General features: G+C 45.1%; 26 protein-coding genes. 17 read left to right on the top strand and 9 right to left on the bottom strand.

The annotated features are described in order from the left end of the window. Positions 1-85 precede the first annotated feature (85 nt). Entirely contained in the window at positions 86-1,012 is a 927-nt protein-coding gene (locus J7623_RS19700) for a nuclear transport factor 2 family protein (RefSeq protein ID WP_291923575.1), read from the top strand. A 95-nt stretch (positions 1,013-1,107) separates the two neighbouring features. On the opposite strand, the gene J7623_RS19695 is transcribed toward J7623_RS19700, so the two are convergent. From J7623_RS19695 to J7623_RS19685, 3 genes are all read right to left on the bottom strand, one after another. Then, the gene (locus tag J7623_RS19695) at positions 1,108-1,779 is read right to left on the bottom strand and encodes a YafY family protein (RefSeq protein WP_291923572.1); all 672 of its coding nucleotides are present in this window, start codon (positions 1,777-1,779) and stop codon (positions 1,108-1,110) included. A 109-nt stretch (positions 1,780-1,888) separates the two neighbouring features. Continuing rightward, positions 1,889-3,073: a DUF4932 domain-containing protein gene (locus tag J7623_RS19690; protein ID WP_291923569.1), complete on the bottom strand. Its 1,185-nt coding sequence runs from the start codon at positions 3,071-3,073 to the stop codon at positions 1,889-1,891. A gap of 191 nt (positions 3,074-3,264) precedes the next feature. Beyond that, complete coding sequence (locus J7623_RS19685; protein ID WP_291923566.1) at positions 3,265-3,780, bottom strand: hypothetical protein; 516 nt, start codon at positions 3,778-3,780, stop codon at positions 3,265-3,267. Positions 3,781-3,890: 110 nt separating this feature from the next. Here J7623_RS19685 and J7623_RS19680 point away from each other — a divergent pair, with 110 nt between their 5' ends. Beyond that, the gene (locus tag J7623_RS19680) at positions 3,891-4,628 is read left to right on the top strand and encodes a MarR family winged helix-turn-helix transcriptional regulator (protein WP_291923564.1); all 738 of its coding nucleotides are present in this window, start codon (positions 3,891-3,893) and stop codon (positions 4,626-4,628) included. Positions 4,629-4,715: 87 nt separating this feature from the next. Next, positions 4,716-5,069: a hypothetical protein gene (locus J7623_RS19675; RefSeq protein ID WP_291923560.1), complete on the top strand. Its 354-nt coding sequence runs from the start codon at positions 4,716-4,718 to the stop codon at positions 5,067-5,069. 47 nt (positions 5,070-5,116) lie between these two features. Here J7623_RS19675 and J7623_RS19670 read toward each other — a convergent pair whose 3' ends face one another. Next, the gene (locus J7623_RS19670) at positions 5,117-5,908 is read right to left on the bottom strand and encodes a DoxX family protein (RefSeq protein WP_291923557.1); all 792 of its coding nucleotides are present in this window, start codon (positions 5,906-5,908) and stop codon (positions 5,117-5,119) included. 176 nt (positions 5,909-6,084) lie between these two features. Between J7623_RS19670 and J7623_RS19665 the strand changes: the two genes are divergently transcribed. The 5 genes from J7623_RS19665 (at position 6,085) to J7623_RS19645 (ending at position 8,795) form a co-directional block, all read left to right on the top strand. Continuing rightward, positions 6,085-6,459, top strand: coding sequence for a hypothetical protein (locus J7623_RS19665; protein ID WP_291923555.1), 375 nt, complete (start codon positions 6,085-6,087; stop codon positions 6,457-6,459). 103 nt (positions 6,460-6,562) lie between these two features. Then, positions 6,563-7,150: a hypothetical protein gene (locus J7623_RS19660; protein WP_291923552.1), complete on the top strand. Its 588-nt coding sequence runs from the start codon at positions 6,563-6,565 to the stop codon at positions 7,148-7,150. Positions 7,151-7,334: 184 nt separating this feature from the next. Then, the gene (locus J7623_RS19655) at positions 7,335-7,775 is read left to right on the top strand and encodes a hypothetical protein (protein ID WP_291923548.1); all 441 of its coding nucleotides are present in this window, start codon (positions 7,335-7,337) and stop codon (positions 7,773-7,775) included. Positions 7,776-7,785: 10 nt separating this feature from the next. Continuing rightward, a complete protein-coding gene (locus tag J7623_RS19650) occupies positions 7,786-8,349 on the top strand; it encodes a hypothetical protein (RefSeq protein ID WP_291923544.1) in 564 nt (187 codons plus the stop codon). A gap of 14 nt (positions 8,350-8,363) precedes the next feature. Continuing rightward, positions 8,364-8,795 carry a hypothetical protein gene (locus J7623_RS19645; RefSeq protein WP_291923541.1) on the top strand — a complete coding sequence of 144 codons (432 nt, stop codon included), beginning with the start codon at positions 8,364-8,366 and terminating at the stop codon, positions 8,793-8,795. A gap of 215 nt (positions 8,796-9,010) precedes the next feature. Here J7623_RS19645 and J7623_RS19640 read toward each other — a convergent pair whose 3' ends face one another. Next, positions 9,011-11,881, bottom strand: a complete 2,871-nt coding sequence (locus J7623_RS19640) for a DUF6493 family protein (protein WP_291923538.1) — start codon at positions 11,879-11,881, stop codon at positions 9,011-9,013. Positions 11,882-11,899: 18 nt separating this feature from the next. Continuing rightward, positions 11,900-13,249 carry an SWIM zinc finger family protein gene (locus J7623_RS19635; RefSeq protein ID WP_291923535.1) on the bottom strand — a complete coding sequence of 450 codons (1,350 nt, stop codon included), beginning with the start codon at positions 13,247-13,249 and terminating at the stop codon, positions 11,900-11,902. Between the two features lie 150 nt (positions 13,250-13,399). On the opposite strand from J7623_RS19635, the gene J7623_RS19630 reads away from it, so the two are divergent. Then, positions 13,400-13,906, top strand: a complete 507-nt coding sequence (locus J7623_RS19630; RefSeq protein WP_291923533.1) for a hypothetical protein — start codon at positions 13,400-13,402, stop codon at positions 13,904-13,906. 48 nt (positions 13,907-13,954) lie between these two features. On the opposite strand, the gene J7623_RS19625 is transcribed toward J7623_RS19630, so the two are convergent. Further along, a complete protein-coding gene (locus tag J7623_RS19625; protein WP_291923531.1) occupies positions 13,955-14,098 on the bottom strand; it encodes a hypothetical protein in 144 nt (47 codons plus the stop codon). 264 nt (positions 14,099-14,362) lie between these two features. On the opposite strand from J7623_RS19625, the gene J7623_RS19620 reads away from it, so the two are divergent. The 4 genes from J7623_RS19620 to J7623_RS19605 all read left to right on the top strand — a co-directional run bounded on the left by J7623_RS19620 (position 14,363) and on the right by J7623_RS19605 (position 19,028). Continuing rightward, the gene (locus J7623_RS19620; RefSeq protein ID WP_291923528.1) at positions 14,363-15,769 is read left to right on the top strand and encodes a TolC family protein; all 1,407 of its coding nucleotides are present in this window, start codon (positions 14,363-14,365) and stop codon (positions 15,767-15,769) included. Positions 15,770-15,812: 43 nt separating this feature from the next. Beyond that, entirely contained in the window at positions 15,813-16,769 is a 957-nt protein-coding gene (locus J7623_RS19615) for a biotin/lipoyl-binding protein (RefSeq protein ID WP_291923526.1), read from the top strand. A gap of 6 nt (positions 16,770-16,775) precedes the next feature. After that, a complete protein-coding gene (locus J7623_RS19610) occupies positions 16,776-17,951 on the top strand; it encodes an ABC transporter permease (RefSeq protein WP_291923524.1) in 1,176 nt (391 codons plus the stop codon). A 96-nt stretch (positions 17,952-18,047) separates the two neighbouring features. Next, on the top strand, positions 18,048-19,028 hold the full coding sequence (locus tag J7623_RS19605) for a hypothetical protein (RefSeq protein WP_291923521.1): 981 nt from the start codon (positions 18,048-18,050) through the stop codon (positions 19,026-19,028). A 58-nt stretch (positions 19,029-19,086) separates the two neighbouring features. On the opposite strand, the gene J7623_RS19600 is transcribed toward J7623_RS19605, so the two are convergent. Further along, positions 19,087-19,527: a VOC family protein gene (locus J7623_RS19600; protein WP_291923517.1), complete on the bottom strand. Its 441-nt coding sequence runs from the start codon at positions 19,525-19,527 to the stop codon at positions 19,087-19,089. 232 nt (positions 19,528-19,759) lie between these two features. Here J7623_RS19600 and J7623_RS19595 point away from each other — a divergent pair, with 232 nt between their 5' ends. From J7623_RS19595 to J7623_RS19585, 3 genes are all read left to right on the top strand, one after another. Next, positions 19,760-21,154 carry a hypothetical protein gene (locus J7623_RS19595; protein ID WP_291923515.1) on the top strand — a complete coding sequence of 465 codons (1,395 nt, stop codon included), beginning with the start codon at positions 19,760-19,762 and terminating at the stop codon, positions 21,152-21,154. 188 nt (positions 21,155-21,342) lie between these two features. Next, positions 21,343-21,834, top strand: coding sequence for an LEA type 2 family protein (locus J7623_RS19590; protein ID WP_291923512.1), 492 nt, complete (start codon positions 21,343-21,345; stop codon positions 21,832-21,834). A 116-nt stretch (positions 21,835-21,950) separates the two neighbouring features. Further along, the gene (locus J7623_RS19585; protein WP_291923510.1) at positions 21,951-22,409 is read left to right on the top strand and encodes a hypothetical protein; all 459 of its coding nucleotides are present in this window, start codon (positions 21,951-21,953) and stop codon (positions 22,407-22,409) included. 153 nt (positions 22,410-22,562) lie between these two features. Here the strand turns inward: J7623_RS19585 and J7623_RS19580 are convergent, their stop codons facing one another. Beyond that, positions 22,563-22,877 carry a hypothetical protein gene (locus J7623_RS19580; RefSeq protein WP_291923507.1) on the bottom strand — a complete coding sequence of 105 codons (315 nt, stop codon included), beginning with the start codon at positions 22,875-22,877 and terminating at the stop codon, positions 22,563-22,565. A 235-nt stretch (positions 22,878-23,112) separates the two neighbouring features. On the opposite strand from J7623_RS19580, the gene J7623_RS19575 reads away from it, so the two are divergent. Next, a complete protein-coding gene (locus J7623_RS19575) occupies positions 23,113-24,489 on the top strand; it encodes an aspartate kinase (protein ID WP_291923504.1) in 1,377 nt (458 codons plus the stop codon). The last annotated feature ends 152 nt before the right edge of the window (positions 24,490-24,641 follow it).

Raw genomic sequence — 24,641 nt, 5'->3', positions numbered from 1 at the left:
AAGTAATATGTATTACATACTACTATTAAAAACATATATCTTTGCAATACACTAACATCATATTCATACTGTAAAACCAACCATCATGAAAAGTTGCCGCCTTTTATTTCTGTCCCTTTTATGGCTGATAGCGGTTGTTCCGGCTCATGCCCAAAGCACCAAAAGCACGGACGTATTATACCGGGAACTGGCTGCGAAAGACAGTCTCCTATTCGACATTGCCTTTAACAGTTGTAAGGTGGCGGACCTCCGTGCTATATTATCGGCCGATTTCACGTTTTTCCACGACAATGGCTACGATGGCCTAACGATGGGCCAAAGCGGCGTTAAATTCCTTGAAAACGTAGAACGTTTTTGCGCTAACCGGGAAAACCGGATGCGCCGGGAGATTGAAAAAGGCAGCCTGCAGGTATTTGCCATTGGTGAAAATGATGCGGTACAAACAGGCGTGCAGCGCCTATACCTAACGCTGAAAAATCAGCCGGAGCGTTTGGTAGAGATCTCCAAATTTACCCGCAGTTGGAGGAAAATGAAAGGCGACTGGAAAATGATCCAGGAGACCGATTTCCAGGTGAAAACGCATTTTGATGATCCGGGACAACGATATATACCCGCGCCCTATATTCCCGCCCGGGAACCCTTGTACGCTACTATTCTGCAGATGGATAGTCTTTATTTCGACACGTACAATACCTGCAATCTTCAACGCATGGCCACTATGCTGGCTGATACCATTGAGTTTTACCACGACCGGACCGGGCTTTGTAATTCCAAGGCGGAAGTCATTGCCAATACGAAAAAGAATATCTGCGGTAGAGTGACCCGGGAGCTGGTACCAGGCAGCGTTGAAGTATATACTATTCCAGGTTATGGCGCACTGGAAATCGGCTATCACCGTTTTCATAATAATTTGGAGCCGGTGGGCACCCCTTCCAGGGCCAGCAAATTTATTACGCTGTGGAAGCAGGAAGGTGATCAATGGAAGATGGCGCGGGTGATTAGTTTGCATTAGCAGTTAGCCATTAGCCATTAGCTTTTAGCAAAATGCAGCGGAGATCAACACCTGATTATCTTCGCTGCATTTTGCTAAAAGCTAATGGCTAACTGCTAAATCAACTTTATGTAGTCTTCCAATTTGAAGTTGTGTTGCTTCGTAAAAGGCGTACTGGTATTGGCAAGGGTGTTGATCATGGGCACTTTAAAATTGCGATATCCCAGGCGTAAATCGCACCAGGCCACCAGGTGCCATTGGTTGGTATAGAATATCAGGCCTACCGGTTCTATTTCCCGGTCCGTATAATTCCCTTTTGTATCCGTATAGCCGATTTTGAGGCAGCATTTGCGGGCAATCCCTTGCTGGATGGCTATGAGCCAGGTGTGTTCGGATTGTTCGTGGGAAGTTGCTGTGGTGGCAATTGGCCATGCTTCAACCCGGGGATGATCATAGGTAGCGATAACCGTTTTGATTTTATGAAGAGCAGCGGTGCTGCTTTTACCCGCCCGCCTGTCTGTTATGCGGCTGGCAAGGGCTTGCAGCAGCAACAGGGCATTGGCTTCTTCGCTGCTGAATGAGAGTGGCGGTAAAGTATATTCCGCCGGCATACTGTAACCCTGATCATTTTCTGTGTTAATGGGAAGGCCTATTTCCTGGAGGGTATTGATATCCCTGTAAATGGTACGCAGGCTGATATCGAATTTTTCGGCCAGTTTTCCGGCTGATAATATTTTCCCGGATTGCAGTACAGTGAGTAGGCCCATTAGTCGGTCTATTCTATTCATGAGGTTAACATTTATCTGTCAAAATTAGTTTTTTTCACTGCTGCGGGGGAGCACTGCACCACCTTTCAATGCCCCGCCGCGCTGGTACAATGGATCAATTTCAAGATTGTTATTGTACCTGGTAGCCTGCTTTCACAGCTTCATCTACTTTTGCAGGTGTGAACGTTTTAAATACGCTGAGCAGTTCAGGCAGGAATGCTTTGAAGCTGGGATAACGCCGGCGATTACGTTCGTAGACTTTTATTTTTTCTTCCAGGGCAGGCATAAAAATAAAGCGATAAGTGCCGATATGTAGTTGTCGCAGGTCCTTTGCTTTTTGGGTATCTTTCATATACTCCGCTACCCGGATTTCACCGAGCCGCACCAGGTGTTCAATTACACAACCTTCCCAGCTATAAATATCCTGCAGGTGCATCACTTTTTGCAGCGAGTCTGTAAACAGGTAACTGTATTGCGCGATGGTATCCAGGTAAGGCGTGACATGCGGATTCACAAAAGAATGACCGAATTCGTGCACCGTCAGAAACCTGGTATGTTCCGGATTATCGAAGCCAAAGTGTTGGTAGTCTTCCAACCGGGGTTGCACCGGCAACATGACGCTGGTACTCATGATCATGAAGGCTAACTTTCCTTTACTGGTCATCACACTGGGGCCTATTCCCCGAAAGTCGCCTTCCACGGGAGCGATGGGCATAGTGGGATTTACCAGCACTGTGAAGGAGGGTACGGTTTCCCCGTAATATTGTTCCATGTACTGATCGATACCAGGGGGAATGTCTTTCGCAACTTCTTTCACGGCACCTTCATAAAAGCGGCGGTGACGCTGCAGAAATTCGTCTACATGTGCCGTTACATAAAACTGCTGCATATCGCGCAGAAAGGGCTTCAGTATTGATAAAAGTGTATCATTTTCCGGGTGCTGTTTCATGCCGCTCAGCGGATAGCGAAAGCCGGTATCCGGGAAGGGCTGGGTATAAACCAGCACTTCCATGATATAATCGTTGAACGTTTTTCGTTTACGTAAGGTATCGAGTAATGCGGCAGCTTTAATGCCGATGGCGGAATCTTTATAGGATTTAAATGCCTCGAATGCTGCCTTCACCATGGGCTGATGGGCATTGCTGGTTTCGCGGCTGATGTATCCGTAATTTCCCAATCGCTCCACAGCTATCCGTTCCAGGATATAATAAGTTTCCACATTGGGGCTCCAGGTAACCGTGAGCCGTGGCTTTTGTTGCGAGAAAGCAGGCAGCGACAGTAGCAGGCAGGCATATAACCAAATTCGCAGCAACATGTTGATTACTTTTCACTGAAAATAATATCAAACAGATGTTTTTACAATAAATTTTCCGACTTGCTAACTTTAAAGTACCAACGAAAAAAGATAAAAAACGGTGCCGTACAGGTTAGTGCAAAGAAGCAATATATATTTTCCGGATGAAGCACTACCAGGGCTTACGTGATGACTGGGTTCCTGTGCCCCTCCTACTCTGCAAGGCCATAAAACTTTTTGTAGTATGCAAACTTCGCGGCCATTGATTTCCTGGTTTCGGGCAGGCCTTCCTCTTTGAGTTTTCTAAACAGGGGCAATACGCGGTCTCCAAAATCTTCAAACGAACCGCTGTGGGTGATCACGTCTGTAAGATGACAGGTGGTTTCATCACATTGTTGCCAATAGGCGTCAATAGCCCTGCAGGCGCCTTCTACCAACGTTTTGTCGTAGCATTTCACCAGGCACCGGGCGGTGGCGGCGGATCTGTCCGGATAATTCATCAGGAGATAAAAGAGAAAATATTTAATGTTGGTGAGGTCCTGTGCTGTCAGCTGTAGTGGCAACAATGTATGCCGCCCGGCAAACAACTCATCATACGCGGCATCCGCCAGGCGTTTGGTGGTATGTTTTTCTATCAGCAGTTCCAGGTAATGAATGGCTTCCCGTCCTGCTGCGAGGTCAGATGCGGCAGTGTCTTTAAATAATTCTTCCAGTACAAGATGATTCATGGATGCAAATTTTATTGAACGGTTTCGTTGTTTATATTTGCAAAGAAAGAATATTTTCGTCAAACAAACAACGAAACCGATATTTAAATACAACGAAACCGTCTTATAAAATGAAGCCATTAGTCGCCTTAATTACCGCCTGGGATCATTACACAACACAGACCACCACCCCTACTGTGGCGGATTTCTGCCAGCAATACCTTCAAAAAAATCCCCCCGAAGCTCCGGCAGCGGCCATCCCGGCACATCATGCCAATGGCGTCCTGGCCGGCCTGGTGGGACAAGCCAGCCAACTGCATACCACCTATGCCCGGATGGCGATTAAAGAGATTCCGGGAATAGAACTGGAATGGTTTTATTTATTGAATGTGATCCATATGAAAAAGGCGCCTAAAAAATCAGATGCGATCAGCCTGAGTCATATGGAGCAATCGACCGGCATCGATATCCTGAATCGCATGAAGAAAAAAGGGCTGATCGTTGAAAAGGAAGACCCGACAGATAAACGCGCACGGTTGGTAAGCCTTACGGAAAAAGGCAAAGCCCTGATGGTACAAATAGGTTTTTATCTCTATAAAGTTTCCTACCTGTTATACCACGATATCAAAGAGGAAGAAAAAAAGCAGCTTATTCAAATACTGGCAGCCACTGCAGCTAAACACGAACAAATCCGCCTCGCGAAAAAGCACCAGCATATTGATGACATGATACAATCCCTCTACGGAGACCATGCACTCAAATCGGTACTCAACGCCTTTAAAAAGGAGGTCCGGCAACAGGAGAAAGTACTTCGCAACACACCGGACAAGGACATTGATGCACTGATTACTTCTTTTCATAAAGACTAGTCCTGATTTTTTCCGGCCGCATAGGGGAAGTGGTAACTGAGATGCGTCCTATTAGAAAGTGGCTCCCAAAAGCACTTTGATGATTGTATGATGAGGCACAACGATTTATTCAAACGCCTGCTGTTGACAGGTTTTATGATCATATTGGGCATGACTGCTGCCCGGCCGGTTTCCGCTCAAAGCAGACCGTATCCGCTGTTGAAGAAAGATACTTTATCACGGCCTGCGCCACTGAGCGGTAAAGCACCGCTTTATTTTGTGGGCAATGAAGCGCCGGTCAATGGCCAACCGGTACAGCAACATGCTTACACCTACCAGGACTACGCCCGTGAATATGGTGCGGGCATCCGCCGCTCCCCTGCGCGCAATAACCATTTCCGGTGGAATGATATCACGGCCGTTACAGAGATGGCTTTAAGCGTATATATTCTCTTCAGATAAAAAAAATACCCGACCATAAGGCCGGGTATTGAAGTAGTTATTTATTTTTATGCCAACTCCCGGCGGGAAACGGGCCGCAGTGCCCAGGATACCAACACCAACACCGCAAAAATCAATGGTACAATTAGTTTGGCAGCAGGATCGCCAAGAAATCCATGAGAAGCTGCAGCACCTGTTAAATCAAAGAAGGCGCCGGCATATGCCCATTCCTTCAGTCGCGGATAACGGGGAACCACAATGGCAATAGCCCCTGCCACTTTCCAGATCCCCAGTATTACGCAAAAATAAACCGGGTAGCCGAGGTGAGTCATGCCCTCTACCAGGGCGGCTGGAAGCACGATATCTCCAATGCCACCTGAGCCCAGTTGAAATACGATAAACGCAGTAGCAATCCAATATAGTGTTGTAGTACGCCAGGAGCCGCTAAAGTTGCTGAATAACGGTCCAAAATCGCGACGGCTGGCCGGACGCAACGCCCAGGAAGCCAGGGTTAAGCCTGCGAAAATAAATGGTCCTACTGCAGCAGATGGCTGTCCTGTTACCAGGTGCGAAGCAAAAGCAGTAGTATAAACAAAGAACAAACCTGCATATACCCATTCTTTCAACCGGGGGAAGCCTGGTATTAAAAGGAACAATACCCCTAATAACTTCCAGATACCCATGATAGTGAGCACATATTCCGGGAAACCTAATTGTACGAATACGGTACGGACAAAAGTTATTTTCTGCAGGTCCCAGATAGCGCCTACGCCGGTTTCAAGTGCAATGATGCCGGTAGTTAGCCAGAAGGCGGCCATACGGATACGGGAAGTGTTTACTGAAGTGGTAATGGTATTCATGGTGTTGTGTTTTATCTGATGTTTGAGTGACTGATTACACTACAATAAGTATCGGGTTAATCCGAATTGGACATCTTTGGAGATTTTTTTTTGAAATAAGTCCGGATTGTTATTTTTTGATGATGGCTGGTATTTTTCGTCATTAAATATTAGCTTGGCAGGTAAAGACCCTATACATGAAAATTAAGTTGATCAGAAAATTCCTCGAATACGTATACAGTAACTATGTTGGCAACTTTTTAGGCTTTGTGGTGGCGATGATGTCCAGCCGCCTGGTATCTCACTACTTCACCACCCGCAGTATCAAAAACCTATGGGGATTAACGGCCCGTAAAACCGTTATCGATAAACATACTTATAGTAACCTGGAGTGGGCCATTACTATTGTGATTGGTTTTATTGTATTTGAAATTGTGTCTAAATGGTTTAGTAAGAAATTGCAGCAGCTACTTCCGAAGTATAGATTTACTAAATGGCTGGTAGATACGGAGGAGAAAGAAAAGGAGGCTGTAAAGCCGGCAGTGGCGACAATTACGGCGGTGCAGGAGTAAGCGGATGGTGTTATTTTAAGAAACTGGTATTAAGAAGTCATTTTTAATGAAACAGGTACGTTGCATGCAAAGTTCAATTAGGATATACGCGTCCGCAACAATATTGACTACAATAATAGCAGCCGGCATCCTTATTTCCTGCCAACATCAACATGGCGCCTCAAAGCAGCCAACTTATCCGACAACCCTTGATACCGCTTTCGGCTACCTTGCAGCCATTACAAAGAAATTCAATCCGGCCGATGATATCCAACCCAGTGACAGTAACCGCCTGACTTTTTATTATGAAAAATCTTTTGACACTTCTCTCTTGTTATCCTTCCGGAAAGAAAAGGATAAAGTAAGCGCAGTTGTTTACCAGGTAAATCAATTTTATTTTCCTGGTCTTACAGACTCACATAAAGGTTTGGAAAGACCTTTATTCTTTGAAGGTTTCAGTTTTAATATTGATACAACCAATTGGCAAAACATATTGAAAGATGCTGAAGCTGTTTTAAATTACCCATCTATTCCGGGCAAAGACTATAGCGTATTTGATGGGCCTCGTTATATACTGGCATTCAACTCCCAGATAAAATTCAATGACAATCTAACAGATGATTCACTATTATCCGGATATTTAAGTTCACTGAAGCATCGCTTTTTGTATAATAAAATGGCGGAAAAGCCGGTATGGGAAAAAAGTAAGTGATAAGTATCTATGTAAATGTTATACTATGACGCTTCGTTACGTGAAAGGCTTTTTAATTGTGTTGATTTCGCTTAGTGCATGTAGTTCTCCTGGCAATAAGGCCGGGAGAAAAACCGAAAGTAAGACCCTGCTATACATAAGCGATAAATTTGGCAATGTTGAAAAAAAAGAAATAGCAGATTCTTTGAAATGGATATTCTACTGCTTAAATTATGACCACCTGGCCAGACACATTATCTACGAAACGGCTGCCATAACGCCTGTAAAATGTGATCCGGTAATATGGGAAATAAAGAGAAGAAAAGACACTACCATTTACTACTTCTCCAGTTATTACCAAAGTCCTTCCGAGCAGTACTGGATGGTGCCGGATGAGTTTGTGGGTATAGCAACGATTGGTGGACGGCCCCGCTATACTGTCGGTGGACATTTCTCTCTGGAAAAGCCCGAAACCACCGAAGAGGCGAACATTTTTTTCCTACATCGTGATTCCCTTTTCACTCATTATATCAGACAATATAAAGGGGAAATAAATGAATGGCTAAAAGCGGAATTGATCAGAAGAGGAATAACCCCCAATTACAAACAACAAAATATCTGGTTATCTCTCACAGGTAACTTCTAATAAGCATTATATGAAAAGACCATCTTTTTTCATTGCGCTTTGCTTCTTTCCGCTGGCCTGCAAAGTCGCCGGAAGCAACCATCACAAAAATCCCATGAGATCCGTATATCTCCATCAAAAATCCTATTACCAGACGAAAATCAGTAATAAGAATGACTATATAAGTATTGTCAATGTTGGAAGAAGCTTCCGGGAAAAGCTATATTTGAGCAATGGTATAAAAGTAGCTGACTTACAGAACTACCTTATACTGGAAGGCTTTAACCCGGGTTGGGGAACTTATCGTGGTTTACTGATTAGTAACCAGGGGAGTTATACTTACAGTAGCATGGAAACAGGATGGAATATGAAGGCTATTGAAGCAGATAATGAAGAGATTAGCCGGGCCACCGGAATTGACCGAATCATCATAGACAAGGTGAGAATGTGGGATACAGCGTATATCAATCAGCACAACCACCGGTTAGGAGAACATGTCAGTGACGGATCTGTTTTTATGGCAACACGGGTACAGTATATTGATCATCTTCATTCTAAAATAGAAACGATTGCGTTTTATGAATTTGTTCGTTAAAACCTACTACTGAAATGCTTATCAAAATCATCATCATAATATCTACGTTATTATTTTCGGTTATCACTACCCAAGGACAGCAATCAGTACGTCTCCAACCGGATACGGCTGTAAATCACATAAATATCAGTGACTATAAAAGCACCATACATGTTTTGGGCAAAACCATATGGGATAAACATTTCGAACAGGCTGGTTCGTTACCAAGAATTGAAATACTAAATAAGACCAATACACAAGCGCTTCGTTTATTCTTTCATTATGGCGGAGCCGAAAACGCTGTAGATGAGTTTGAAATAATCACCATTGATAGCAGCTATAAATCCCCCAGGGCTGGCCATTCGCCTGCAGGAGGAGCAATTCATTTCATCCAATGGTGTTTGCCTGGGTATGTTCAGGAAAAATATAGTAAAAAAAATGGGCCCCAGGTACCAATCCAACATTAATGGCAGCTTAGAGCAGCTTGTCTATACCCTGGATAATAAAACAGATTTCGTTAAAAGATACCATCAATATAGCTATTATATCAAGTGTACCTTTAAAGATGGTATTTTAATTAAATACTCTTTCGGCTTCAGTTCTGAATAACTTTAGTGCAATAGGAGTAGCTTCAAAAATCAATTACACGTTGAAGCTACTCCCTTCCACCAATAAGTCAGTTTTATCCAGCTTTCACCATCCCCTGCAACCGGATCGCGATCTTTTTCAGCGTACTATTCCCCTTCCACTCTCCCAACATTTGAATAATCTGCGGGTGTTGAATACGGCTATTATTCACAGACAATACCTCGCTATATATTTCCAGTAGTTTTTTAAGATCTTTCACCGGCGTTGGTCCAAAGCAGGCCAGAATGGCTGTTAACATGGCTTCCAGCGCTTCATTGTGTTGTGCACTTACCTGTAGCATGCTGCCCGCCACCAAGTCGCAATAACGCTTTACCGGCGCCCATTCAATGCTTTCGAGTTGCCCGATAATATGTCCGAGTTCTGTGTTGTTGATCTGATGTGGCACCCGGTGGCTCCAATATGCTGCCGCATATGCCCTGACTGTTTTGTCGGATTGCAACATACAACAGGCTACAAACAGGCAGGTGATTTCATTTGGAGGTGTTTCCAGTTCATGAATGGTTTGTATGGCGCCTAATACCATCGATGTTTCCGCTACTTCATATCTCAGGGAATAGGTGTGACAGGTTTTTGCAACCCTGGCCAGTAATACGGCGGGATTGTTGGGCGTGAGCAGCAGGAGTCGTTTTATATCCGGCGCAGGAATAAACATATGTTGGCCTACTGCATTCAGATACTCCTGTATCAATGGTGCAGGCCCTTTCAGCAGTTGCCCGTTTGTTTCGGGAAAGCTGATTTCTATCACTGTTTCTTCTGACCAGTACCGGTCGTATGCCTTCTTTTCCCTGTTATATTCACCATAGGCTTCATAAGGACGGCGCAACGCTTTCCAGGGGTAATGGCCGTTCATAAGCACTAACGGCAATCGGTTATACGAAAAATCAGCGAAAGCCTCATAGGCTACCAACGGCGTTTTGGTAATACCGGCCTGCATCCAGGCAGAGGGTATGGTAAAAGGTCCCTGCGGTGGCGCGTCGGCATACAGCAGGAACTCCAGCAGGCGCTGGTATTCTCCTGCCAGCATCGTAGCTACAAGTGATTTGGCCGCACTCGCATCTTCCAGGGAACAACGCGCGATAGCTACCTGCAGATCCAGTTCATCAGGTATTGCCTCTGCTGCTACGTATAGCTGTAAACGTTGTGCCAGGATCACCGGGTCCAGCCACGCCGGGGTGTGGCTGGGAGTAGATAACAACGGCAATGCATCCTGCTTCGTTAGCTTCTCCCCTGCAAATACCAGTAATTTTTTGTAGAGATGAAAAATCCCGGGTTCCTGAAAGTGCGACTTCCATTGACCTAAGCAGGGAATGTCTGCACGATTTCTCCACCAGTGTTTAGCGTGTTTAATAATATTCAGTTGCTCCGCATAATCCGGACGGGCATCCGCCATGTTTTTGCCATAATTCAAAAAGAAGACGGCTAGCATCTGATCGAAGTAGCCCGCCGCGGAAGGCAACTGCTTCAGGATAGCGAAAGCCCGCTGAAAAGCGGGATCCAGCTGTAACAGTATATCGGTGGTGATGCAATGCTGAAGGGCAATTAATACTGCCGGCAACTGATCGATATGATAGCTTTCATGGCCTTCAAAAGCCTGGCTGGCCAGGAATACCAGTTCGCCGGGATCGGTGACTTCCGGGATCTGGTTATGTGGACCAATCAATGGTAGCAGGGGAATTTGTTCCTGTGCTGGTAGCGTATCCGCCGCTGCTGCGCCGTTGAAAAAAGGTTGTAGCACTTGCTGCGTTCCGGACAGCATACTGTCTTTAAACAACAATAATTGCTCTTTTAGTGCAACGTCAGTATCAGCAGCATATTGAACGATCAGCTTCGCGGTTTTTGTTTGTATATCTTCTTCTTTTACAACGAAAACCTGGCATAAACCCTGGCATATATTGGAAACGGCTGCCGGATACTTCTTGCAAAGTTTATCCATCATCTGAATGGTGCTGGCCACAATAGCTTTTTTACCGGTTGCCGCCAGGTGTGGCACATAACCTACCAGGGCATTATAGTCAAAGGAAGGTGCTGGCAATAATGTTTTAAGCAAATTCAACGAAGTACCTACCGCCTTACTTTGTGGGGAGTCCAACACCTGGAATAACAGCGGTTGTAATGTCATCAGTTCAGATGGAGTGGGCTTGAGGCTCACCAACAAATCCATCATCCAGCCAACGAGTAATTTATTAAAATTACGGTTAGCGGCTTTTAAGCAGGATTCCAACAGCCGCATCCTGTCCAGGCTGCCATTTGCGGCGAGCCGCTTAAACAGGCCTCTCCAGTTGGGTTCCTCTTCCCCATTTACTGACTCTGTGACATGGACCCAACGATCACTAAAATAAATATTGGAAGGGTATTCAAACAAATACCAAATGTGTTCTGACAGGGTAACAGGATATTTGGAAAGGATGGTTGAATCCAGCCGGCTATTTTTTTCTCCGGGAAAAATGGCCCGCGTGAGGCAGGTCACGACCATAGGTGCGGTGAGCGTGAGCCATTGCTGCGTAGCCATCTCCATTATCCTTTCATAAGACAAATGATGAGGCAAACTATCTTTTTCTGCCAGTTCGGCCATCAGTGCGTCAAACCAGGGAGCCATGTACCAGGGTGCAATTTCATCCAGCAACCGGCTTCCGATAAGGCGGGAAACAAAAGAAGTATGCTGTATGGCAGCTTTGTCGTAACACACAAAAGCTGCTGCTGCCAGTATATTCCACTGCGCCTCGGTCATCCTGCTGCGAAAAACATTTTGCCGTATTTGAATCACTTCTCCATAGTAACCGGCCTGTTGTTTGATAGTGGGGACCAGCGCCTTTCTTTCTGTTGGAGAAAGTTGCCGGAGGAAGGGCACAATTTCCTGGTCATGTTCTTTTTCAAGTATTTGCTGCAGTACTTCCGAATGGGTCATTATGGTGGATTAAAACAATTAAAAATGCTGGTCTGCTTTCTTCTTCACTGCCAGTATATGTTTACAGGATCCTCGCTGGCCCTGGTTTTTAGCGTACCAGGTGCAGGTGCAACGTGCGCGGTCTTCTTCCAGTATAACCGTGTGCGTTATACCGGTGCCGGCTACACGCGCTTCCACTTTGCCGGCCGTTATGGATGTAATCATCACCTTATCATCTTCCAGCAGTTGCAGCGCGTCTTTCATACGGGGATTCAAACTCATGATGCGACTGAGTTTGAAAGGTAATCGCCGGTAGAAGTAGCTGTTTTCATCGAGGTCGTATCCCAACAGGCCCATGGCCGCTAACCGACCAGTGAGCTGATCGATCTGATCAAAACTGATTTGTTCGTTTACCGCCAGTAAAGTGGCATTAAATTCCTGGTTCACATAACCATACTTATCGATGGCGGATACCAGTTCATCCGGCACTTCCGCTATCAGTGATTCCAATGCGGCGCCTTCGCCGGAAAAGCCCCGCCAGGCTTCGCGGGATAGCGTAAGGCTGAATCGCACGCTTCCAAAATACAATTGCCAGGTAGTGCTTTGCATATCGGGGTGTACAAATACCTGCAGTTCATCTGTCAGTGGCAGCAACGGTTCCAGCAATTTAAGCCGGTGCACGCCGCCTATACATATCGCATTTGCTGCCCTGGCAGGGCTAAACATGGGTTTATTGCCCTGCTGCACCAGGTAGTAATCCGCCTTCACATTAGCACCGGGAATACTTTGGAATAATTGAAGCAACTGTACTTTGTTAAACCGGTGTGCAACATTGGCTGCCGACAGGAACAGTTGTACCGTTGTTAATCCCTTTATCCATTTTACGGGCAGCGGTACCTTCCGCTCCACCACCTTTGTTGCCGGCGTACTTTGTACACTGATTTCCTGTGCACCTACCGACAGCTGTAAGCGGTCGTTTCTTCCAATACCTCCCAGGGCATTAATCATTGGCTGGTTAAAGTCTACGTTTACGGTGCCACTGGCTGGAAATACCCCGCTATGGCCACCGGGCAAAACATCTACGCGGGCGTATACACCGGCGCAATGTGAAAATCCTTCAAATCGTAGTTTATCTGCGCCGGCAGTAACAATTGGATCTTTCAATAAAGATGCCTGCGCCGGCGTCAGCGTAAAATTGGCCTTCACTACATTAGACAAGGTAATCAGGCAACGGGCAGTAATATAGGATTGCTCCAGGCTTCCGCGAAAAAACTCCGGCAACTGTACCTTCTCTATTTCGTTGTAACCGGCCAACTGTAGTTGTGGCGCAGGTCCTGTACGACGAAGGACAGAAGCAGTGGGATAACAATAAGTAATATGATCAGACATGACGATTGCTGCTTATCCGAAAAAAGCGAAACTACATCTTTTATTTCAGGCATGGTAAATAGTGATAGCTGTTCCCACAAAAAATGAATATTAAAAGCTACATTAGTTTTAAATATCCCTATCATGTTTTTGCACAAACCTATCTTCCTCATGCTAGCTGCAGTACTGTTTACGCTCAGCATTTCACCTGCAAAAGCTCAGCAACTTCCTCATCTTCCGGGTGACACAGAACTACGGGTAACAGAAGACTACGCCAAATATGAACAACTGGTCACGGAAGTGGCCGACTGGCTGGAAGAAACAGATCTTGATAAACAAACGGAACTACGACGTGAAGCAGGCCGGTTTATTTTTATATGGGTATCCGGTTCTCCTACGGTGAATGTTCCAATGTCCGATTATTTCTTTAAGCTGGTAGACAACAATCCAAATCTTACCACCATTTACATGGCGAGATATGCCAGTTATTGTCTTGTAAACAAATCCTACCAGGATCGCATTTCACCCGCCAGGGCTGGGCTCATCGCTATTTCCAGAGTATATCAGAAGGGTATCAGGGTTACCAAAAATAAGGCAATGAATAAATTGCAGAAGGTCATTGATCAAAATAAACTAGATGATTATATCAGGAAAAACATATGGCTGACGGTTTATTGATACCAGCTGTTTTTACATTCTCTGGTATCATAGCACGCCTTCATTTCGTCAGCCGGTAACGTCAGCCGGCTGCTGCTTTGCTTTTCCTGCAAAGGAAAAGCCGGTAATAGCATTACCAGGCACAGTATACTTACCATCACTAATACGATCAATTGCTGCCAGCAGCAATGAAAGCAGGCATTTATTTCGCATCGGCGAAAGGCATATCAATGCTTTTACGACCTGATAAGTTGAGATAATTTCCTTACCTTGAATATTCACCATTCCGTTGTACCATGCACGTTAATACACAAAAAAGCCTACCTGTACTGTTATCCTGTCCCCATCTGCATTATCTCCGATCTCCATCATAAAATATAATTTCTATATATAAAAGTAAAAAATCAACCATTGGATTGATTTGGGTGTTATACTTCGAAGTATATGGCCATCAACTGTGACTAAACGTATTTATCAATGAAAAGCAAACTGTTCTTCCTACTTCTATCACTGTTATTTTATCACTACGCCAATGCACAAACGGCACCTGGCTTCCGGGAGCTGCTGGACAGTGCTATGGTGCGGGACGCAGATCTTAAGGCTCAGCTTATCAAAAACAAACTTACTGTACTGGATCAGCACAAGCTGAAAGATGCTTACCTGCCTACCCTGGAAGCAAGTGGTATGGCCGGTTACCTCAATGCCACTGCACGTGTTATTTCTCCGGAACTGAACCTGCAACCTTTTCTGACCATCCCTGAAGGGAAGTACAATAACAATATCAATGTATCCGGCTTTTCAGGAATCGCCAAAGCAGATGCAAAAATGCTGTTATATGCCGGTGGAAAAATAAAGCAGCTCAACAAAGCGCTGGATGAGAAACGGCAATCAGAAAACATCCTGCTGGAAAAAACTGCCGATGACGTAGCCACCGTTATCTCAAGGGCATACGACCAACTGGCCCTGGTGCATCAGTCCAAAAAAGTGCTGGATGAAGCCAAAAGGCGGCTGGATGCCAATCGCAAAACGGCCGATAAAGCACTGGGATATGGACTGATTACGCCGTATGATCATAAAAAAATAGAGCTGGCACAAGCTACGCTAGACGCCAAAGTAGCCGAATATGAAGGAAAAAAAGAACTACTGCTTACCCAGCTCGAAGTGTTAACAGATATCTCCAAAGAGCGGCTACGCCTCATTGAGCCGGTATTGACCGCCGTAGTACTTCCTACTCCACAGAAAACTATTGAACAGCGGGCCGAAATCCGGGCACTGGACCACGGCATCAGTGCATCGGGATATAAAATAAAAGCCGAACAAACCTGGTGGATCCCTAAAGTACAATTGCAGGCGTCTGCTTATTATATCGGCTTATATGGCAGCAGGGTGAAGTCGTCCGATAATATCATCCCTCCTATTCCTGCTATCGGCTATCCTGGCCGTAAGCTGGACTGGCGGCCTACCAACCTGAATATATTGCCTTTGCTAACGGCGGGTGTTGGTTTTAAATGGGAAATCTTTGATGGCAGAGAGGGCAAACATGCTATTGAAACTGCGCGTATTGACCGGGAGCTGCTACAAAACCAGAAATACGATGCATTGCGCAAGCTAACCCTGAACCAGGCGAACAACCAGTCGAACTATGATATTGCCAATGCGCAGATTGCGCTTAAGCAAAAGGAGAAGGAACTGGCCAATAATGCGCTGGTACAAGCTGAAAAAGAATTCAGGTATGGCATGTCTAAATCCACTGAACTGATTGCCGCGGAGAACGATCTTGAATCAGCTGAACTGGAATACCAGAATGCCATTTTTAACCAGCGCAGGGCCGCCATTGAAGTGATGCGATCTACCCAGGAGCTGGACATTAACAAACTGTATTGAGGCAAAGGTACCTGCCCCCATTACTTAAATTAATTTCAATAAGATGAAAGTAACTACCTGCATATTATTCAGCTGTTCACTGGCACTGGCCGGCTGTTCTCCCCAACAAAAAAAGGCCGACCGGTTTGAAGGCAAGGCAAAAAAAGACCTGGTATCTTTTGCACCAAAAGTAACCGGGCGCATTTTGAACATCTATGTAAAAGAAGGCCAGACTGTTAAAAAAGGAGATACCCTCGCCTTACTGGATGTACCGGAGGTTTCCGCTAAAATAGCACAGGCACAGGGAGCCGTGAATGCAGCTACCGCACAGGAACAGATGGCCCGCAACGGTGCTACTGCCGACCAGATGAAACAGTTACATGCCAAATACAAAGGACTGAAAGAACAATATGATTTTGCGCAGAAATCATTTAATAGAGCCAGCAATATGTTCAACGACAGCCTGATGTCGCCACAGGCCTATGATGAAATTTACGCCAAACTGCAAGGCGCCAAAGCCCAATACGATGCCGTAGTTGCCGAACTCGATGATGTAAAGAGAGGTACCCGCGTGGAAAAAGTGAACATGGCTGCCGGCCAGGCGTCACAGGCCCGTGGCGCTTTACAGGAAGCGAATGTTGCTTATGCAGAACGATATGTGATTGCTACCAACGATATGGAAATAGAAACCATTAGTCTTAATCCCGGTGAACTGGCCACCGCGGGTTTTGCCTTATTCAATGGCTATATTCCCGGCAGCACCTGGTTCCGGTTCACGATCCCGGAAAGCAAGATTGCTGCCTATAAAAAGGACCAGGATGTAAAGATGGAGATCCTCTACAACCATGAAATGCTGGATGGCAATATTATCTACATCAAACAACTGAACCGCTATGCGGATATCAGCACCGCCTTCCCTGATTACCAGCCACAGGATGCCATTTATGAGATCAAAGTACAACCCAAAGATCCCAATAAGGTCAAAGATGTACTGGTAAACGCAAGTGTTATACTGAAATAATCAGGTATGAAAGAATTTTTCCGATTGCTGAAACGAGAGTTCAAAATGTTCCTGGGTAATTCCACCCTGCGTACCGTCTTTTTCCTGGCGCCGGTGCTATACGCCACGCTCATCGGCTTTGTATACAGAAGTGGGAAAGTAGAAAATATACCCGTTATCGTTATAGACAAGGATAATACCCCGCTGTCAAACCAGCTGGTGGAAATGTTGGGCGACAATAAAAGTATCAGAATACTTAAAACGCTCCAGGAGCCTGGCAATATCAATGATGAAGTGATCAGGAAAGAAGCGGCAGCAGTGGTGATGATTCCATCCCGGTTTGAGGCCCAGGTATTCCAGAAAAGATACCCGGAGGTAAATGTGTATGTGAACACCAGTAATGTATTGACCGCCAACTTTGCGTCCAAAGCCTTACAGCTCACTATTGGTACTTTTTCTGCCGGTGTTTCCATTAAAGGATTACAGAAGATGGGAATGCCGGCGGTGAGAGCCGCCACGCAATATGAGCCGTTCAAAACAAATTACATCACGCTTTTTAATACTACCAGCAACTACCTGATATTTATGTGGCCGGCAATGCTGGCAGTGGTACTCCAGCAGGTCATCCTGCTGGCTATGGCGATCAGCTTTGCAGCGGAGTTCCAGCGGGGATCGTTCACTACGGAATACGCTGGCATGCGGCGTTGGGCATTTCCCATTATGCTGATTAAAGTCATCCCCATCTGGCTTTTCTCCATTCTCATTGTATGTATTTACTATGGGATGCATATCTTTTTCAATGTGCCGCTACCACAGGGGATCCTGAGCTTTATATGGCTGACGGCTGTTTTTGTGGGGTCCGTATCCTTTATGGGGGTATTGGTAAGTATCCTGTTGCCGGATGCGTTGAAAGCGACACAGGTACTAATGGTGATTGCCTCACCGGCATTTATTATCAGTGGCTTTACCTGGCCACTCAGTGCAATGCCCGCCTTTGTGCAGTTGCTGGCGAATATTATCCCGCTGACGCCCTTCCTGCAAGCATTTAAAATTCTGCTGATACAAAAAGGTTCGGTAGAGCTGACCTTTCCTTATCTCCGTCATTTGAGCATATTACTGGTTGTTTACGGGGTGTTAGGCTGGCTGGCGTTAAAGATAAAACTGTGGTATTTATTCAGCCACGCAAAAGCGAATAATGTGTAAATAGCTATACCTATCATGTGGAATTTAGCTGAAATATATTAGCATAAAAAAATTATCTTTATTGACTAATTTTTTAGCCCGAAAAAACCGTTCCCCATGAAAAAAAGTATAAGATTTCTACTGAGTTCCCTGGTTATTTTATCGGCATGCCAAAAGGATAATTCTAATCAAACACCTACTCCTCCACAAAAAAAGGATAAGCATCCTGTTCAATTTAACGTAACTGGATTTTCCTCTTCTATTGCTGATTTTAGCAACGGCAGAAATTCACAGCATGCAAAAATTGCCGGCGATTCGCTTCCCGCATATGTTCATTACTTAGCTTATAATGTATATGAGGCCAGCAATTTAAGATTTATCAAAACTATTTATCAGACCCAGACGGCCGCGGGCGCCAACTTTGGAAAGATCACAGATACATTAGCCACCGGATCTTATGTCGTTTCAATTACCGCTACACAAGATTCTATTTTACCTAATCCCGACGGTTATTTCGGTGGCATGGCGAACCCAACTAATATTCCAGATGGATTTGCGGCTACACAGCCCGGCACTGATGTTTTTAATAAAAGAATGACCATCAGCGTTGATAGCGGCCTTGTTAATCAAAATGTTGTCTTAGACAGGATTGTGTCAAAACTAAAACTGGTGATTGAAGATACTATTCCTGCTAACGCAAAGCTTATCGGCTTTTATCCGACTAAATATCCGAAAGTACAATATAGTGATCTGCCCGCCTTCTACCAGTACCGTGAGGGTACTATAACTGTTGGTTGGAATGGAAACAATACTTATGGCTATTACTATGTACCTATTGCTGATACAGGAAAAAGAACTAATTTTTCGATGGAGACATTAGTTCTTAATACAACCAGCCAGCAAATATCAGTAAGGATACTCTGTTTAGGTCCTAACAATATTGTTATAGCTGATAAAACTGTCAACGATATTACATTGGAAAATAACAAAATAACTATTCTGAGAGGGCGTCTTTTTAGCACCAGTGGAGGTAGTGGCGGCGTTGATGTAGGTGTTGATGGCCGCTGGAAGGCCGATAGTATAGTGGTTGGACTCTAAGTCTTAATATCCGGAATAAATAAAAAAGGTGTCACGCTTTGTATGACACCTTTTTTATTTATTCCACTGTCCAAACCGCCAGTTCATATCCGTCGGGGTCAGCGAATTGAAACCGTTTGCCACCGGGGAAGGTGAACACATCTTTCACAATAGTACCACCTGCTGCTACTACTTTTTCTTTGGTAGCTTCCAGGTTGTCGGAATAAAGCACTACTAAAACGGAACCTTTCACTGGTTTGCCTTTTGCGAAACCACCATCTACATGATCTCCACCAAATGCCGTATAGTCGGGACCGTAGTCAGTGAATTTCCAGCCAAAACTGTTGGAATAAAATTCCTTTGCGCGATTAATATCTTCGGAGAGAAACTCGATGTACTGCACCTGGTGATGCTTGTACTTACTGTTGCCAGGGTTGTTTGCCATAGAATAGATATGATATTTTAACCGGAAGATAGGGAATAACGTTTGTATACCGTTGGTGATTAAAGAAGTTAACATCTCCCTAACGCTTCAAAAAAATAGGATTACCTGCCTCATTTTATGTTGCTTATCGTTCACTACTGTTGCGATTGTTTAGATACCCCAATGCGTGGATATCATTCCCCTGCCCTTGCCAGCACCCGCTTTTCGGAATAAATGACTATCCGGCAAATCATTTACAGTCAGCCGGTTGACTAAGACTTCCTGAGCCGTTGCCGCCAATGGTATGGTATTTATACCATAAATAACCATGAAGCAGCTACTACTATTGATGGTCACGCTATTGCTTTGTGCTTTTACAATACATGCACAACATCAACATCATATGTCCGTGAAAGATACTGTTCTACCGCATAAGCATATACGAAATACTGTTATGGGAGATAAGCAACCAGATCAGGGCATGCAGGATACGGGCATGTCTATGGAGGCGCCCATGAGCCATGCCTTTTCACTGCAACTGCCCATGAACAGGAATGGCTCTGGTACCGGCTGGCTACCCGATTCGGCGCCAATGTATGGTTACATGATGCATTCGAAAAAATGGATGTACATGGTGCATGGTAATCTTTTCCTGCGGTATACCAGCCAGGATGTTGGCCGTAAAGGCAACAGGGGCGACAGTCGCTTCGATGCGCCTAACTGGTTTATGTTGATGGCACAGCGAAAGATCGGGAAAAAGGGATTATTTCATTACAACGTGATGATGTCGTTGGACCGGCTTACGGAAGGTGGCAGAGGGTATCCCCTGTTATTTCAATCCGGTGAAAGCTGGCAGGGGAAACCATTAGTAGACCGGCAACATCCTCATGATTTATTTTCTGAGTTATCGGTCAGCTATAGCTATGCTTTCTCCAGGAAGGTAGATGCGTTTGTTTACTTCGGATACCCGGGAGAACCGGCGATAGGCTCTGTTGCCTTTATGCACCGGCCGTCTGCGTTATCTAATCCCGACGCTCCTGTCAGCCATCACTGGAACGATGGTACACATATCACTTTTGGTGTAGCCACACTGGGCGTAAGAGTAGACAAATTTAAACTGGAAGGCTCTGTTTTTACCGGCAGAGAACCCGATGAAAACCGTTATAATTTTGACCAGATGAAATTTGATTCCTGGAGCGGCCGGGTGTCTTTTGCGCCCTCACCGTATTGGACCTTACAGGTATCGCACGGCTATATCAAAAGTCCTGAAATGCTTCATCCGGAAGAGGATATTCACCGCACTACAGCTGCCGCCATTTTTAACCTGCCGTTGCACCACGATAACTGGATAAACGCCACTGCCCTGTGGGGCCTGAATAAGCCTACAGATCATAGCGGGGAGCATGCCGTGCTAATAGAAGGTGCACTGCGTTTAAAGAAAACGGAAATATATACGCGCTATGAATGGGTACAGAAATCGGTGGAAGAATTAGCGCTCGATCCGGGGAAATATGGTGCTAGCACGCTTTTTCCGGTTCATGCACTAACCGCAGGACTCAGCTACGACCTCCTGCAGGTTGCCCGGACAAGGCTTGCCCTGGGCGGGCAATTCGGTGCTTTTTTCAATGATCGCCAACTCGATGATTTATATGGGAGGAACCCGATAGCCCTGCAGGTTTACCTGCGGCTTTACCCGGGATTAATGAAGATGAAGCACCCGTAAAAGTCCATAATGCGCTTCGATGCGCAACATCATGTCACAAACCTTACCAAACTAAAAAATGACGAAATGAAAGCCGAAGCTTTAAATTAAATTACTTTTTTCCCTTCCTCCTTCACCCTTTTTGCAGGCTTGCTTGTCTTAATACCAGCAATATTATCATCAATCATCAGCCATTATCAAATAAGTGTATGAAAGTTTACAAACGCCTTAACATCCAGCTACCAGCTAAATGGAAAATGATGGTACTCGCCCTGGCTGCCGCTATGGCCCTGCCATCCTGTACATTTTTCAAAACACCGGAGGCCCGGTTGCCCCGTAAGCTGCCGGTTAAGCTCTTTGGCCTTGCGCCGGAACGACTGGCCTTGCGCGTAGATGGTGTATACTATAATCCCAACGACTACGGTTTCACCTTTACCGGCGGAGAGCTGGATCTCAAGGTGGATTCATTTTACCTGGGACATGTGAAAATAGATACCGTCATGACAATACCTGCCCATGCTATGTTTACCGTGCCAGTGGTAGTAGAACCTGATTTTGAGAAATTCAGCAATAGTGGGGTAAACGTGAATGACTCCGTAATAATATCATTCTCCGGTACCATGAATGGTAAAGCAAAAGGTATCTCGAAAAAAATAAATATCAGTTACAAGGGTAAACATATGCTGGATATAAGCATATAATTTTCTACTCCTTGTTTTAAAAAATATTTATATAAAAAAGGAAAAGCCGCATCACTGCGGCTTTTTTGTTATTTGGAATACTGTTATCTTTCAAACGGATTACAGCAATATTAATTATGAATATTTCTTTTGACCTGGATGACACGCTGATACCTGGTGTCAAACGCTTTCCGGTAGAACGGAGAACCATCTGGCAAAAACTCGTCAGCCGGGAAAGCCTGAGATCAGGTACGGTGGCGCTGATGAAGCGGTTAATCCAGGATAATCACCGGGTGCATATATATACCACTTCTTACCGGTCTCCTTTCTATATCAGGATGCTTTTCCTCAGCTATGGTATTTACGTGAATAAAATCATCAACAAATCTGTTCACGACAAAACGCTGGAAAAGCGTGCTGGCAGCATTTCCAAATACCCGCCGGCATTCGGGATCGACTGGCATATCGATGATTCTCCGGGTGTAGCAATAGAAGGCACACGCCACCAGTTCCGGACTATCATTATTCCGGAAAATGATATGGAATGGACAACCACCATACTAACACAATTGCTGGCAGGAGAAGCAGGCGCATAGCTCCGCTATGTCCGGAACAGATAAACTACACCGGTCACAGGATTCCCTGCGTACTATACCCTATCAGTAAAGTGTATTAAAAAAACACCATACCAGTATCGTTATTGCCGCTTTGTACCGGCAAACGATCTGTTTCAGGAGAGGAGCAGCGTATTACGCTTTTTTCTCCTGTCTTGCATACTTCTGCAGACTAACGTTCTCGCAGATCGCATATACTGCGTAGAAGAACATCAGCATGAAGATGGTGTACTTGCTGGTATTCGCTCTGTTAACAACGGCGTAGATGGTAATCCCTGCCAAACAAAGCATCATTCTGCTGATCATTGCACCGTATACGCGAAGCATAAAAATGCTATTGCTTTCAGCTGCTATACCTTTGCGGCTCATGTTGTAAGTAAACGCCGAAAGTAAAGCCAGTGCAAGGTTTCCGAAGAGTAGTACATTGTGATGTACTCCATTGTCCAACATCCAGTTCTTTAATAAAAATAATGCGCCAGTCAATAAAATAAATACGCTAATGGCTCTAAAGTAGAATCTATCCCACATTTCTGCTTCTATCGTTTGATAATGAGGGCGCAAAGTTACGCCTCAAATCGATACTGGCAAAATGATTCGTTATAAAAATTGTATTTATCAGGAGAATCGATTAGTTTGACAGCTGATCAAGCTTTTATTACATAAATAAATTATATAGTTTCGCAGCATGTTAACAGTAGAAAAAATTGGTGGCACATCCATGAGTGCCCTCAAAGATGTAATCGACAATATCATTTATTACGGGCGTACCGGCGATGGGTTATACAATCGTGTTTTCATTGTTTCTGCTTTTTCCGGCGTTACAAATCTGCTACTCGAAAATAAAAAAACGAAAGCTCCGGGCGCCTATCATCAATTTGCCACCGGAGGCGATTATCACCAGGCACTTGCTTCTGTAAGGCTTCACCTTAAAGACCTGAATGCTCATTACGGGTCGCTTGGACTCAATGTAGTGGCTGCAGATGAAGTAACCGATGATATTATTAACCGCGTGCTGATTTATCTCGATAGCGCCAACACCATGCTGGCCTCCGGATACCTGAATGAAGGTATCTTGCTGGCAGTACGGGAAATACTGGCGTCGGTAGGTGAAAGTCATTCCGCCTTTGTGCTGACAAACATCCTGAAAAACAAAGGACTTAACGTAGCATTGGCAGACCTCAGCGGCCTTGGAGATGGCCGTTCTCTCACCATTGATGAACGTATCCGGGAAGAATTTGAACGCATCAACCTGAAGAGCTGCCTGTGTATTGCCACCGGGTATGTAAAAGGAACGGAAGGTATTATGCGGGAATTTGATCGCGGCTATTCCGAAGTAACCTTCAGCAGAATTGCGGAGCTGCTCCGGCCCGAAGAAGCTATTATCCATAAAGAATATCATCTGTCCACCGCCGATCCGGCGCTGGTAGGCATAGAAAATGTAAAACCTGTTGGTTATACCAACTACGATATCGCGGACCAACTGGCAGATGTGGGAATGGAAGCCATTCACCCCAAAGCCGCGAAGCCACTGGAAATTGCGCGTATCAATCTTCGTATTAAAAATACCTTTGAGCCCGAACATCCCGGCACGCTGATTACCAAAAACTATGTTTCCGAACATAAACGGGTGGAAGTAATCACCGGCTCCAACCAGCAACTACTCATCGACATCTACGATCCACTCATGGTAGGTGCCGTGGGAAGCGATCTGGATATCATGCAGGTATTTGCCCGCTATGGTGTGAGCTATACCTTTAAGGCCACCAGCGCCAACAGCATCAGCATCGTGATTTGGGAAAATGATCTGAACCAGCAGTTGCTGAAAGACCTGAGAGAGAAATATGAACATGTGACAGTAGAGCCTATTTCCATTGTGTGCCTCATTGGGTCCAACATGGATCAACCGGGATTGTTAGCTAAGGCCACAGCGGCATTGGCGCAGGCAGAAATTAATATTTTAAGTGTAGGTGTGGCGTTGAGAAAAGTGAATTTCCAGTTTGTAATTACGCGGGAGCAGTTTAAAGACGCAATTATTGCGCTGAATAAAGCGGTGGGACAATAAAGTTAAATGAAATAAAAGAGCGCCACCTGGATACATTCCGGTGGCGCTTCTTCTTACCTATCTCCCAATAAAATCACCTCGGGGAGGATGGCTCTTTTCCCGGGGAGCGCCCAGAACTTTTTTTCCTTCTATTTTACATAATCAAGAATTGT

The sequence above is a fragment of the Chitinophaga sp. genome, assembly GCF_017745275.1.
In the GTDB taxonomy this organism is placed as follows: Bacteria; Bacteroidota; Bacteroidia; order Chitinophagales; family Chitinophagaceae; genus Chitinophaga.
The sequence above is the reverse complement of the archived record's forward strand: the minus strand, read 5'-3'. Positions and strand labels throughout refer to the sequence as shown.